Annotated in this window: 10 protein-coding genes; 7 read left to right on the top strand and 3 right to left on the bottom strand. The window is 59.9% G+C overall.

Features of this window, described 5'->3' with window-relative positions; all coding sequences use genetic code 11:
* Positions 1-19 precede the first annotated feature (19 nt).
* The 5 genes from clpX to KUV41_RS09720 all read left to right on the top strand — a co-directional run bounded on the left by clpX (position 20) and on the right by KUV41_RS09720 (position 7775).
* Complete coding sequence (gene clpX, locus KUV41_RS09700; protein WP_206939049.1) at positions 20-1309, top strand: ATP-dependent Clp protease ATP-binding subunit ClpX; 1290 nt, start codon at positions 20-22, stop codon at positions 1307-1309.
* 302 nt (positions 1310-1611) lie between these two features.
* On the top strand, positions 1612-4020 hold the full coding sequence (gene lon, locus KUV41_RS09705) for an endopeptidase La (protein ID WP_222238555.1): 2409 nt from the start codon (positions 1612-1614) through the stop codon (positions 4018-4020).
* A gap of 176 nt (positions 4021-4196) precedes the next feature.
* Positions 4197-4469, top strand: coding sequence for an HU family DNA-binding protein (locus KUV41_RS09710; protein ID WP_206939045.1), 273 nt, complete (start codon positions 4197-4199; stop codon positions 4467-4469).
* Positions 4470-4653: 184 nt separating this feature from the next.
* A complete protein-coding gene (locus KUV41_RS09715) occupies positions 4654-6474 on the top strand; it encodes a SurA N-terminal domain-containing protein (protein ID WP_222485857.1) in 1821 nt (606 codons plus the stop codon).
* Positions 6475-6758: 284 nt separating this feature from the next.
* Positions 6759-7775 carry a CobW family GTP-binding protein gene (locus KUV41_RS09720; RefSeq protein ID WP_222485859.1) on the top strand — a complete coding sequence of 339 codons (1017 nt, stop codon included), beginning with the start codon at positions 6759-6761 and terminating at the stop codon, positions 7773-7775.
* A 111-nt stretch (positions 7776-7886) separates the two neighbouring features.
* Here the strand turns inward: KUV41_RS09720 and KUV41_RS09725 are convergent, their stop codons facing one another.
* Entirely contained in the window at positions 7887-8666 is a 780-nt protein-coding gene (locus KUV41_RS09725; RefSeq protein ID WP_222485861.1) for a UDP-2,3-diacylglucosamine diphosphatase, read from the bottom strand.
* A gap of 58 nt (positions 8667-8724) precedes the next feature.
* Positions 8725-9225: a peptidylprolyl isomerase gene (locus tag KUV41_RS09730; protein ID WP_206939037.1), complete on the bottom strand. Its 501-nt coding sequence runs from the start codon at positions 9223-9225 to the stop codon at positions 8725-8727.
* Between the two features lie 173 nt (positions 9226-9398).
* On the opposite strand from KUV41_RS09730, the gene KUV41_RS09735 reads away from it, so the two are divergent.
* Together KUV41_RS09735 and cysS are read left to right on the top strand one after the other, a co-directional pair.
* Complete coding sequence (locus KUV41_RS09735) at positions 9399-11078, top strand: glutamine--tRNA ligase/YqeY domain fusion protein (protein ID WP_222483308.1); 1680 nt, start codon at positions 9399-9401, stop codon at positions 11076-11078.
* A gap of 1 nt (position 11079) precedes the next feature.
* Positions 11080-12489: a cysteine--tRNA ligase gene (gene cysS / locus KUV41_RS09740; protein WP_222485863.1), complete on the top strand. Its 1410-nt coding sequence runs from the start codon at positions 11080-11082 to the stop codon at positions 12487-12489.
* 23 nt (positions 12490-12512) lie between these two features.
* Here cysS and KUV41_RS09745 read toward each other — a convergent pair whose 3' ends face one another.
* On the bottom strand, positions 12513-13640 hold the full coding sequence (locus KUV41_RS09745) for a DUF1853 family protein (protein ID WP_222485865.1): 1128 nt from the start codon (positions 13638-13640) through the stop codon (positions 12513-12515).
* Positions 13641-13696: the final 56 nt, after the last annotated feature.

The raw sequence follows: 13696 nt of genomic DNA on the forward strand, positions 1-13696 counted from the left end.
CTGCCAGAGAGGTACGCGAATGGCCGACGGCAAAGGCAAGGACGACAACGGTAAGCTTCTGTATTGTTCATTCTGTGGCAAGAACCAGAATGAAGTGCGCAAGCTGATTGCCGGTCCGTCTGTATATATCTGCGATGAGTGTGTCGATCTGTGTAACGACATCATTCGCGAGGAAGTTCTCGATGCCGATGCCGAGAGCGACGAGGAGCGTCTGCCCGTTCCACGCGAAATTCGACATACTCTCGATGACTACGTGATCGGTCAGGACCGCGCCAAGACGGTGCTGTCCGTGGCCGTCTATAACCACTACAAGCGTCTTCGTCATAGCGGCAAGGACGACGTGGAACTCGGTAAGTCGAACATTCTGCTGATTGGTCCTACCGGCAGCGGCAAGACGCTATTGGCCGAGACGTTGGCGCGCCTGCTCAACGTGCCGTTCACCATCGCCGACGCCACCACCTTGACCGAGGCTGGCTACGTCGGTGAAGACGTCGAGAACATCATTCAGAAGCTTCTGCAGAAGTGTGATTATGATGTCGACAAGGCTGAGCGCGGTATCGTCTACATCGATGAGATCGACAAGATTTCTCGAAAGTCCGATAACCCGTCCATCACTCGCGATGTCTCCGGTGAAGGTGTCCAGCAGGCCTTGTTGAAGCTGATCGAGGGCACTACGGCCTCGGTGCCACCCCAGGGTGGTCGGAAGCATCCGCAGCAGGAATTTCTCCAGGTGGATACCGGTAACATCCTGTTCATTGTTGGCGGCGCGTTCGCCGGTCTGGACAAGGTGATACGTGATCGCGCCGAGACCGGTGGCATCGGCTTCAACGCTGAGGTCAAGAGCAAGGACGAGTCCAAGGGAGTGGGTGACCTGCTGCTCGAGGTCGAGCCCGAGGATCTGGTCAAGTTTGGTCTGATTCCCGAGTTCGTCGGACGTTTGCCGGTGATTGCCACCCTGACCGAGCTGACCGAGGATGCGCTGATACAGATCCTCACGGAGCCCAAGAACTCTCTGGTCAAGCAGTATGCTCGCCTGTTCGATATGGAAGGCGTCGAGCTGGACTTCAGAGAGGACGCCCTGCGCGCAGTGGCGCACAAGGCGATGGCTCGCAAGACCGGAGCACGTGGACTGCGCTCTATCCTCGAGTCCGTATTGCTTGACACGATGTATGAGATTCCCTCCCTTGAGGGCGTCAGCAAGGTGGTCATAGACGCGTCTGTCATTAGTGGCGAGAGCGATCCGCTGCTGATCTACAGCCAGAGCGAAGATACCGAGGAAGCCGCGCGGGTGGATGGTACCGACGGCTAACCTGCCGCTGTCGACTCGCGACGCCGACAAAGGGGCCGCTGATGCGGCCCCTTTGTCTGCCGGGCTTGATATCCGGGCATAGTCCCCGGGCATTGCCTTAAGGAGACTGTCTCAAGGGCATGGTCTTAAGGGCATTGTCTCAAGAGATGTGTCCTGCGAGCCTAGTCTTTCGCTTTCTGGTCGACGGGCTTCGACTGCCGGTGGCAGGTATCACAGCATTCCGGCAGGTGTTTCCCCTTGCAATCCCTTGGGGGTGCCCCCATCCCTCAGGTTTCACCCGCTAAGTTTGAGGAACGTCTGCGATGCAGCAGAACGCCGAACAGACTATGAGTCTGCCCCTTTTGCCACTGCGTGACGTAGTGGTATACCCGCAGATGGTCATCCCGTTGTTTGTCGGCAGAGAAAAGTCGATCCAGGCACTGGAAGCTGCCATGGCGGATGACAAGCGGGTCCTGCTGGTTGCTCAGCGCGAAGCCAGCAAGGACGATCCAGACAACGAAGACCTGTTCGCCATTGGTACCGTTGCCGAGATCATGCAGCTGTTGAAGCTGCCCGACGGTACTGTGAAGGTCCTGATCGAGGGTGAGTCTCGCGCAGACATTCGCGACATCTCCCTTGCCGAGGACGGCCACTCTCGGGCCGAGGTCGTGTTGCGCTCCAGCGAGCCACTGAGCGAGCGTGAGCAGGAATCGCTGGTACGCGTGCTGCTCAATCAGTTCGAGCAGTACGTCAAGATGTCGAAGAAGGTACCCAACGAGGTGCTGAATTCGCTGTCTGGCATCGAAGATCCCAGCCGGCTTGTGGACACCATCTGTGCCCACCTGTCGTTGAAGATCGGTGATAAGCAGGAGCTGCTCGAAATGGATCGCGTGCGCGATCGTATCGAGCACCTGATGGCGCTGATCGAGGCGGAAATCGATCTGCTGCAGGTCGAGAAGCGTATTCGCTCGCGCGTCAAGGACCAGATGGAGAAGTCTCAGCGCGAGTATTATCTGAATGAGCAGATGAAGGCCATTCAGAAGGAGATGGGCGAGCTCGAGAACGCGCCGAACGAGGCGGACAAGTACGAGCAGGCCATCAAGGATTCCGGTATGCCGAAAGAGGCTGCCGACAAGGCCAACCAGGAGCTGGGCAAGTTGCGCATGATGTCGCCGTCCTCCGCCGAGGCGACGGTGGTGCGCTCCTATCTCGACTGGCTGGTCTCAGTGCCCTGGAAGAAGCGTACGCGGGTCAAGCACGATCTGCTGAACGCGCAGAAGGTTCTGGATGAAGACCACTATGGTCTTGATGAAGTGAAGGAACGCATTCTTGAGTACCTCGCGGTGCACAAGCGTGTGAAGAAGCTGAAGGGACCGGTGCTATGTCTGGTTGGGCCGCCCGGTGTGGGCAAGACCTCCCTTGGCAAGTCGATCGCTCGAGCCACCAATCGTAAATACGTGCGCTTGGCGCTGGGCGGCGTGCGTGACGAGTCCGAGATTCGTGGCCACCGCCGTACCTATATTGGCTCGCTGCCTGGCAAGCCCATTCAGCGTATGGCCAAGGCAGGGGTTAAGAACCCGCTGTTCTTGCTTGACGAGGTCGACAAGGTCGGTATGGATCACCGCGGTGACCCGGCGTCGGCATTGCTCGAAGTGCTTGATCCCGAGCAGAACAACGCTTTCAGCGATCACTACCTCGAGCTCGACTACGACCTCTCTGAGACCCTGTTCATCTGTACCGCGAATTCGATGAACATCCCCGGGCCGCTGCTCGATCGGATGGAGGTGATTCGCCTGCCGGGCTACACCGAGGACGAGAAGCTGGCGATTGCCACCCGTTATCTGGTGCCCAAGCAACTTGCTGCCAATGGCTTCAAGGAAGACGAGCTGGTGTACAGTGAAGCGTCGCTCCTTGAGTTGATCCGCTACTACACCCGCGAGGCAGGTGTTCGTGAGCTGGAACGGCAGATTGCCAAGGTCAGCCGCAAGGTGCTGCGTGAGCGTCTCGAGAAAGAAGGCAAGGAAGGGGCGCTGGGCTCTCAGACGCTGGCGGCAGAGGATATCGAGACTTACGCTGGCGTGCGACGCTACAGCTACGGTCTGGCCGACAAGCAGGATCAAGTGGGGCGGGTGACCGGCCTTGCCTGGACATCGGTCGGCGGCGAGCTGCTCAACATCGAGTCGGTAGTAACGCCTGGCAAGGGGCGCATCAACAAGACGGGCTCCCTTGGCGATGTGATGAAAGAGTCCGTCAGTGCTGCCCAGACGGTCGTCAGGGCCCGTGCTGAAGCGCTGGGGATCGATCCGGAGCGTTTCGAGAAGGAAGATCTGCATATCCACGTGCCTGAGGGAGCGACTCCCAAGGACGGTCCCAGTGCTGGCATCGCCATGGTCACCGCGATGGTGTCCGCCTTCTGTAATCGTCCTGTGCGCTGTGATGTGGCCATGACGGGCGAAGTCAATCTCCGTGGCGAAGTCATGCCTATCGGTGGGTTGAAGGAGAAATTGCTGGCCGCCAGGCGTGGTGGTATAAAGACGGTGCTAATACCGGAAGAGAACCGCAGAGATCTCAAGGAAGTCCCTGATAACATCAAGGACGCCCTGACGATTCATCCGGTTCGCTGGATTGATGAGGTGTTGGAGGTCGCGCTGTCGAAAAACACGGATCATAATTCCGATGATTCGGTTTCGACGGATTCGACTGCAACTCACTCAATGGTCAGTACACACTAGTGACATTTTTTCCATGATTCCGGCCTGGAAATGCCGGAATCATGCGGATTGGCAAGGAAGGTTGCTTGACAGGTCTTTCGTCGCATTGCTATAAATTGTCGCCATGCTGCGATCGTGCCTGTCGGCCAAAAAATCGCCGTTTTGTATCTTTTTCTGTAATAGTCAAGGGGTGAAGTGTGAACAAGTCCGAGCTGATTGATGCCATTGCCGCGTCTGCCGATATTCCGAAGGCTGCTGCTTCCCGTGCGCTGGATGCCATGGTCGAGTCCGTGACCGAAACCCTGAAGAAGGGCGACAGCGTTTCACTGGTTGGCTTCGGCACCTTTTCCGTCAAGGATCGTGCCGCACGCACCGGTCGTAACCCGCAGACGGGTCAGCCGATCGAAATCAGCGCTGCCAAGGTGCCTAGCTTCAAGGCCGGCAAGGCTCTGAAGGATTCCGTCAACTGATTGACGAGTGACTGGCCCTGGGCCAATCCTCGCAACGTTGACACGAGCGTAGTGTCATCCGCTGACACTTCTCTCGCCAAGGGCGCATCGCTATCGCGGTGCGCCTTTTTCATGAGTTTGGGTGTGGTACCTTGACCGTTGTTGCCAGGCCAAGCGTAACCCCCAACCTTTCGCAGAGGCTTTCATGCTGCAGAGTATTCGCGACCGATCCCAAAGTTGGATCGCAAAGATCATTATCGGGGCCGTGGTCGTTACCATGGCGCTGTTCGGCGTAGAGTCGCTGATCGGTTTGTTTGGCCAGTCCGGTGACGAAGTGGCCAAGGTCAACGGCCAGCCAATCAATCGCCAGCAGGTCGAGGTTAACGTTCAGCGTGCCATGCGGGCCAACCAGGTGCCGGCTGACCAGGAGAGAGCGCTGCGTCGTGAGGTGCTTGAAGGGTTGATCAGCGATCGCCTGATGATCAGCTACGCGGAGTCCGGTGGTCTTGCGGTGTCCGACAATCAGCTGGATCAGCTGATCGTCAGTCGCCCCGAGTTTCACAATGCCGATGGTCAATTCGACCAGGAGCTGTTCCGTCAGCGCCTTGCCAGTGTTGGGTACACACCGCTGTCGTTCCGCGAGCAGCTGAGCCGAGACGTGATGCGTGGCCATATTCAGCAGGGGTTGATCGCCAGCGACTTCACCTTGCCCGCTGAGCAGCAGCGTCTTGCCCAGTTGCAGCGTCAGACGCGTACCTTCCGCTATCACACCATGGATGCCAGTGAACTGGACCAGCCGGTCAGCGTCAGTGACGCTGAGATGTCTGCCTATTACAGTGAGCATCAGCAGGACTTCCTGCGCCCTGAGCAAGTCCAGCTTGCCTATGTGCTGCTTGATCAGGAGGCCATGGCGGCGGACGTGGAGGTCTCCGAAAACGAGCTCCGCGCGGCATGGGAAGCCAGCGCCGAAAACGCGGACCGTCGCGTGTCTCACATCATGGTGACGTTTGGTGACGAGCGCACTCGGGATGAAGCCGAAGCGAGAATCGCCGACGTGCAGTCGCGTCTGGCTCAGGGAGAGGATTTCGAGACCCTGGCCGCAGAGTTTTCCGATGACACCACGACCAGCGATGCCGGCGGTGACCTGGGTGTCATCACCCGCGGCATTTTTGGTGATGACTTCGAGCAGGCGGCCTTTGCCCTTCAGCAGGGCCAGGTATCTGACGTGGTGGAAACGGACAATGGTCTGCACCTGATCAAGGTGACGGATCTGGACCGCCCTGACTTCGAGCAAGAGCGTGATCGACTCCGTGATCGCTTGGCTCAAGAGCAGGTCAGGGACGACTTCAACGACAAGGCTCAGCAGCTGATCGACGAGAGTTTTGCCGCAGATGATCTGCAAAGCGTCGCGGACGCCATCGGGGTGGATCTGGTCACCACGGACTGGGTCAGCCGCGATAGCGCCGAGGGCGTGTTGGCGGAGCCCGGCGTCATGGATCAGGCGTTTTCCGAGGAAGTGCTGGATGAAGGCTTCAATAGTGAAGTCATCGAGTTGGACGGCTCGCGTCGCCTGGTTCTGCGGGCGCTGGATCACCGCGATGCCACCACGCTGCCGCTGGAAGAGGTCAGCAGCGACGTCGAGGCGGCCGTTCGTGGTGCCAAGACTCGTGATGCGCTGATCGAGTTGGCCTCCGAGCGTGTTGCTCAACTGCAGGGCGGGCAGTCGCTGGAACTTGATTGGCAGCAGGCTGATGCGATCAGCCGGCAGGACGCGCCCAGCGTGCCGGACGCCGTGCTGACGACGGCCTTCAAACTGCCTCATCCCCAAGAAGGTGGTGTCGTTTACGGTCGTGCAGTGGAGGGTGATCAGGTCACCCTGATAGCGCTGGATGCCATCGGCGAAGCACAGGGCAATCCGCAGATGGAGCAGTTTGTCTCCAGCATGGCCGAGCGCCTTCGCGCCCAGGCGATTCTTGATGGGCTGCTTAGCCACCTCGAGGAGGTGGGCGATATAGAGCGCTATTAAGCCAAGGTGGTGGGAGACGGGTGATACGGCCCCCGCCACAACGGAGAACAAGGAGCACCCTAGGGTGCTCCTTTTCTATGGAGGGTTGCTCCATAGAAGAGCATCATCGCCCCGGTGTTTAATCCGTGTGACAGTGGATGGTCACGGCGGGCTGTCACCTCGTGGCGGTGGTGTGCGAGCGCGGTGGGCCGTGACATGGTGACAGTCGTGAGAGGGCTCTGGCCATGTTTTATACCGTTATCTTCGCTAGCTGCCCATGGGCTTGAGGAGACCTTGTGTTAACCATGAAACCACTGAAAAGCGTGCCGACACACGTTGTCACGGGCTTTCTTGGCAGTGGCAAGAGTCAATTGATTCGGCATTGGATCGAGCAGAAGCCCGAGCATGAGCGCTGGACCATTCTGGTCAATGAGTTTGGTCAGGTCGGGGTCGATCAGGCGCTGCTTGGGAAGATGCCCGGTGTACATGTCCAGGCAGTACCTGGAGGCTGTCTGTGCTGCCAGGTCGCCACGGTGTTTCGCTCGGTGCTGGTTCAGGCACTCCGGCGTGAGCGTCCAGATCGACTGTTGATCGAGCCGTCCGGCCTGGGTCACCCCGCGGGGTTGCTCGAGGTATTGAGATCCGGTGACTTGGCGGACGCGCTAACGCTGCAGGCAGTGGTGGCGGTCCTAGACCCCCGTCGGGTCGCTGACGCTCGGGTGGTGGCACATGACACCTTCAAGCAGCAGCTAAGCGTGGCCGATGCCTGGGTGCTGTCAATGACGGATCTTGTCCGTTCAGACGATCGTGCGGTCTTTGAGCGTTGGCGAGAATGCCAGTCCCAGGTGCCAGGCGTCGTCACCCAGAGTGACCACCACGGGTTGCCGTTGAGTTGGTTGCTGGATCTTGCGCCACGCACTCCGCTTGCGGGTGCGCGTGGGGGAGCGAGGCCCGCTGAACACGCGCTGGTGGCGCGGTTGCCAAGCGAGGATGTCGAGTCCGTCTTGCCCTTGGCGGGTCCTGGGACTCGCCGTGAGGGGCAGGGGCTAGGCTATCGTTCGATCAGTTGGTGCTGGCACCCTGATGAATCTTTTGAGGAGCAAGGTCTGCATGACTGGTGGCAGGGCTTGCCATCGCCATGTCGTGGCAAGGGGGTCATGCGTACCCTCGCTGGCTGGCTGGTGTTGCCAGCAGGGGAGCAGCGAGAGCGCTGGGGGCAATGGCAGCAAGACTCGCGGCTAGAGCTCATCTGGCCCGTTGATCTGCCGATGGATGTCGACGCCTTGAGCTCGGCGCTTGAGGCCTGTCGTGTGACGAAGTAAGGGTGGGCGTCAGCGTTTCCTGCCCATGGGAGCCGCTGGCGGCGTGTTGGTGCCGCCAGTGGTGTCTCGCCAGTGCAGACAGGCGGGGCCTGCGCACGATCGGTGTCTTGCTCAGAAGGTGAAGCGATTGAGAGCAGGAGCGCTATCGCCGTCGATGCGTACTTCCCACCCTTCGTTGCTCGACCAGTCGCCGATTACCATGCGTTGGCCCTGCGTCTTGCTGCCATCCGCCGCGGTGAGCGTCAGTGGGTGCACGTCGGGCCTGTGCGTGTGGCCGTGGATCAGGCGCTTTACATCATGCTGCTGCATCGCCGACAGGACTTCGTCAGGTGTCACGTCCATGATGTCGGCGGCCTTCGTGCTATTGGCTTCACCGGATTGTTGGCGGAGTTGGCTGGCCAGCGCCAATCGCTCGGGAATCGGCATCGCAAGGATGGAAGCCTGCCACTGGGGATCCCTTGCCTTGGCCCGGAAGGCCATGTAGGCCTCATCCCGGGTGCAGAGGCTGTCACCATGCATCAACAGCGTCGGTTCACCGCCAAGCTCGATCCGCTGAGGATCACTCAGCAAGGTGGCACCGGCTCGTTCGGCAAAGTCGCTGCCCAGCAGGAAGTCTCGATTGCCGTGCATCAGGTAGATGCGCGTGCCCCGATCGCTGGCTGCCTTGAGCTGGTCGGCGACCTCGCAGGCGAGGCGGGCATGGCCACTGGGGTCAGCATCCCCCAGCAGCATCAGGTCATCGCCGATCCAGGCGTCGAAGATATCGCCAAGCAGATACAGATCGACGTCGGTGCCGCGATTTTCCTCGAGCCACGCCAAAAATCCACGGGTAATGTCAGGGGCACCGGGGTGCAGATGGAGATCCGAGATCAGAAGTGTCGTCTTGCCCATGGCGTAATCCTTGACCCTCCAGGCCAAGCTTGGGCCTGGAGGGGGCTGAGGTGGGTGTTTAGGCGTCGTCCTTGATATAGGCGCGCTGAATGATCACATCCTCGGCCGGGACGTCAGCGTGCATGCCGCGACGAGTGGTGGAGACACCCTTGATGCGATTGACGACTTCCATGCCCTCGACCACGCGGCCGAAGACGCAGTAGCCCCAGCCTTGCATGTTCTTGCCGGTATGATTCAAGAAATCATTGTCGGCAACGTTGATAAAGAACTGCGCAGTGGCAGAGTGGGGGTCCTGGGTCCGCGCCATGGCGAGGGTGCCGGTCACGTTCTTCAAGCCGTTATCGGCTTCATTTTCGATCGGAGCGTGGGTCTGCTTCTGCTCGAAGTTGCTGTCGAAGCCACCGCCCTGGACCATGAAGCCGTCGATCACGCGATGGAACAGGGTGCCATCATAAAAGCCTTCGCGAACGTACTGCTCGAAGTTGGCAGCGGTTTTCGGCGCTTCGTCGTGGTTGAGCTCGATCGTGATGTCGCCGAAATTGGTCTGCAAGATGATCATTGAGTGGTCCTGTTGGGTGTGTTGTGCCTGTCGGCACCTTTCTCGTTCTCTGCACGGCTTGGCGCCGTGCCCTAGCGTGACGCTATAATAGCGGTTTTGCTTCGCAGCGCGAAGTCGGGGGGCGACCGCTAGCCCCTCAACGCCCGTACACCACCAGAGGTTGATCCATCAACATGACCACCGAGACAAGCAGCGCGCCGAATTTCATTCGCAACCAGATTCGCGAGGAAATCGAGAGCGGACAGTCGCAGAAGATCGTGACGCGCTTTCCCCCGGAGCCCAATGGCTTTCTGCATATCGGCCACGCCAAGTCAATCTGTCTCAATTTCGGGCTCGCGGAGCAATTCGGTGGTGACTGTCATCTGCGCTTTGATGACACCAACCCGGCCAAGGAAGAACAGGCCTATATTGACGCCATCAAGGAAGACGTCAGCTGGCTTGGCTTTCAGTGGGCGGGAGACATTCGCTTCGCCTCTGACTACTTCGATCAGCTGTACGCCTGGGCGCAGTATCTGATCCAGGAAGGCAAGGCCTATGTCGACGATCTGTCACCAGACGAGATTCGCGAATACCGCGGTACGCTGACCGAGGCTGGCCGCCCAAGCCCGTATCGCGACCGCAGTGCCGACGAGAATCTTGATCTGCTGGAGCGTATGCGCCAGGGCGAGTTCGCCGAAGGCGAGAAGGTGTTGCGGGCCAAGATCGACATGGCGTCGCCCAACATCAACCTGCGCGATCCGATCCTCTATCGTATTCGGCATGCCCATCACCACCAGACCGGAGACAAGTGGAAGATCTATCCTTCCTATGACTTCACCCACGGTCAGTCCGATGCCATTGAGGGGATTACGCACTCTGTCTGCACCCTCGAGTTCGAGGACCACCGTCCGCTGTACGAGTGGTTCTTGAATCAGCTGCCAGTGCCGACCAAGCCGCGCCAGATCGAGTTCGCTCGACTCAACCTCAACTACACGCTGACCTCCAAGCGTAAGCTCAAGCTGCTGGTGGACAATGGCATCGTCGAGGGCTGGGACGATCCGCGCATGCCGACCATCTCCGGCATGCGTCGGCGGGGCTATACCCCCGCGTCTTTGCGCAAGTTCTGCGAGATGATCGGGGTGACCCGCGCTGACGGCGGCCTGGTCGATATTGCCATGTTGACCCACGCCATCCGCTCGGATCTCGAGGACAATGCACCTCGCGCCATGTGCGTGCTCAACCCGCTCAAGGTGGTGCTGACGAACGTGGACGAGCACCACGAGGAAGTCTACGAGGTGCCTGGCCACCCCGCCCGTGAAGATATGCCGGTGCGCAAGATCCCGTTTAACCGGGAGCTGTGGATCGACCGCGACGACTTCATGGAAGAGCCGCCCAAGAAGTTCTTCCGTCTGGCGCCCGGGAAGGAAGTCCGCCTGCGCAACAGTTACGTCATACGTTGCGATGAGGTTATCAAGAACGCGGAGGGCGAGATCGAGGAACTGCGCTGCAGTGTTGACTTCGATACCTTGGGCAAGAACCCGGAGGGACGTAAGGTCAAGGGCGTCATCCACTGGGTAAGCGCGCGTCATGGCGTTCCTGTGGAAGTTCGCTTGTACGACAACCTGTTCCTGGTCGAGCAGCCAGACAAGGACAAGGACGCGGATTTCCTCGATCACCTGAACCCAGAGTCGCTGGTGACCGTGAAGGGGATTGGTGAACCGAGCTTGGCCAATGCCGACAATGAAGACCGCTACCAGTTCGAGCGAGTGGGGTACTTCTGCGCCGATCGTCACGACAGCCGTCCAGACCACCTGGTGTTTAACCGCACGGTCGGTCTGAAAGACACCTGGGCCAAGATGCAGAAGAAGGGCTGACATGCAGATCTACAACACGCTGACCCGTACCAAGGAAGTCTTTACACCGATTGAGCCCGGCAAGGTTCGGATGTATGTCTGTGGCATGACGGTGTATGACTTCTGCCATCTTGGCCACGCTCGCGTGATGGTGGCCTTTGACGTCATCAGTCGCTACCTGCGTCATCGTGGCTATGATGTCACCTACGTCCGCAATATCACCGATATCGATGACAAGATCCTGCGTCGCGCCGAGGAGAACGGCGAAAGCATCGGCGAGCTGACCGAGCGCATGATCGATGCCATGCATGAGGACGAGGGCCGCCTGTTCGTTCAGCGTCCTGACCAGGAGCCGCGAGCTACCGGCCATGTTGCCGAGATCATTGCCATGATCGAGGTGCTGATCGACAAGGGCTTTGCTTATGCCCCGGGCAACGGTGATGTCTATTACCGGGTACGCAAGTTCGAGAATTACGGCAAGCTCAACAACCGTAATCTGGATGAGATGCGTTCGGGCGCCCGCGTCGAGGTGGACGAGCACAAGGAAGATCCTCTCGACTTCGTGCTATGGAAAGGGGCCAAACCCGGCGAGGCCAGCTGGACGTCGCCGTGGGGCGAAGGTCGTCCCGGCTGGCACATCGAGTGCTCTGCCATGTCCACCTGCTGCCTGGGCAATACCTTCGACATTCATGGTGGGGGGCCGGACCTGACTTTCCCTCATCACGAGAACGAAATCGCGCAGAGCGAGGCAGCAACCGGCCAGCGTTACGTCAACACCTGGATGCATGCCGGGGCGGTCAGGGTCGATAGCGAGAAGATGTCCAAGTCCCTGGGCAACTTCTTCACGATCCGCGAGGTGCTCGAGCAACACGACCCCGAGGTCGTGCGTTTCCTGTTGGTGGCAAGCCATTACCGCAGTGCCATCAACTATGCGCCCGACGCCCTGGGTGACGCGCGCAAGTCCCTCGAGCGCTTTTATACCGCGCTTGATGGCATCAAGCTTCCTGCAGAAATCGAAGTGGGGCCGGGTGACTATGCCGCGCGGTTTACCGCTGCCATGGATGACGATTTCAACACGCCCGAGGCCCTGTCGGTGCTGTTCGAGCTGGTGCGCGAACTCAATCGTGCCCGCAAGGAGGCGGAGCAGAGCGATGCCAGTACCACGAGCGCAGACGTGGCCGGTCTGGCCCTCGAGTTGAAGCGACTGGGGGGAATACTGGGCCTGTTGACGCAGGAGCCGGCTGCGTTCTTGAAAGGGGGGGCTGTCGATCTGTCTGACGATGAGATCAATGCCCGGATCACTGCGCGCGCCGAGGCGAAGAAGGCTCGCGATTTCGCTGAGGCGGATCGTATCCGCGATGAACTGGCGGCTCAGGGGATCATTCTCAAGGACTCCCGTGAAGGCACCCACTGGGTGGTGGATCGCAGCTGACTGTCGGCCTGGCGACAGTGGCGTCAGGCCGGGCTTCGCGGTGGTAGTGGTACCTGGTGAGGCCAGCTGTCGTCGACCACAAAGATGCGTCGTCCGCTCAACGCGGACGGCGCGTTTTTGTAGGCAGCTTGCCCGCCGCCATCGATGGCAAGAATGTCCTGCTCCACACGGGCAGGGTCATCACACAGCATGACCTGCACGGGAAAGGCGTAGGTGGCGAAGTGGGCGGCCAGGGATCGACTCAGGGTGCTGCGCGGCATCCATTGTGTCGGTGGAGGTGGCGCTAACCAATGGGGCTTGGTCAGGCATGCGCCGAAGCGCAGCGTGTCATGCTGGCGGCATAGCTCGCCCCAGTGACGCCAATGACACCAGATACCCTCGAGAACATGATCGTTCGCCTGTCGAGGAGGCGGCATGTGATGCTGCCATGGGTAAAAAAGCACGCCTGGCATGGCCAGACGGGCCTTGATGGTGTCCTCGACGGGGGGTGGGTTCGGAGCACCGCCTGAATGTCCCGTGCTGCTCGCCAGTGCATCATTCAACAGCTGTCGCCGGTGTGGTGTGGACAGTAGCGCAAGTTGATGACGCTCCAGGTGGGTCAGCTTCAGGGCCAGGCTGTCGAGCCCCCCGGGGCCGATCCATCTGCTGGTGTCATCCTGGCGGCCTGGCCCTTCTGGCAGGCCGAGAAAATACTTGATGGCGACCTCCAGATGGATCAGGCCGCCGGCGGTATCACGGTAGAGCAGGTCCAGCTCGCCAAGGGTCCGGCGGTCCTCTCGAATAGGCACATTGTGTGCCACCAGTTCGGTGCCCGGTGCCGTGGCCAGCAAAAACTGCCAAAGCGCTTCATGATATTGTCCAAGCCGAGGTAATGACCCCAAGTGGGTGTCCGTGGTCGCAATGGGCAGCGGGTCAAGTGCCTGCAACAGCAGCTGGTGGCGGGCTTTGCGGGTGTGAAGGCCCAGCTCGTCAAGGGTCGGGCGGCCACCCCAGCGTGAGCGCACCAGGTCTGGTGCTTCCAGCAACCAGGCCAGATCACGGCCGGTCGGCGTCAGCGAGCTGACCGCACCCGGCTGAGGGGAATGCGGCGTTGAGGATTGGCGGGGCGTGTGTCCCGGCCGATTGGCGCTTGCGGTCTGGCGTGGTGGCATGGTGGACTCACGTTGGCAGAACGTCCTGCAGGCGTTGGGTCATCTCCATATACTTC

This window comes from Halomonas sp. DP8Y7-1 (assembly GCF_019801685.1).
GTDB classification, from domain to species: domain Bacteria; phylum Pseudomonadota; class Gammaproteobacteria; order Pseudomonadales; family Halomonadaceae; genus Halomonas; species Halomonas litopenaei_A.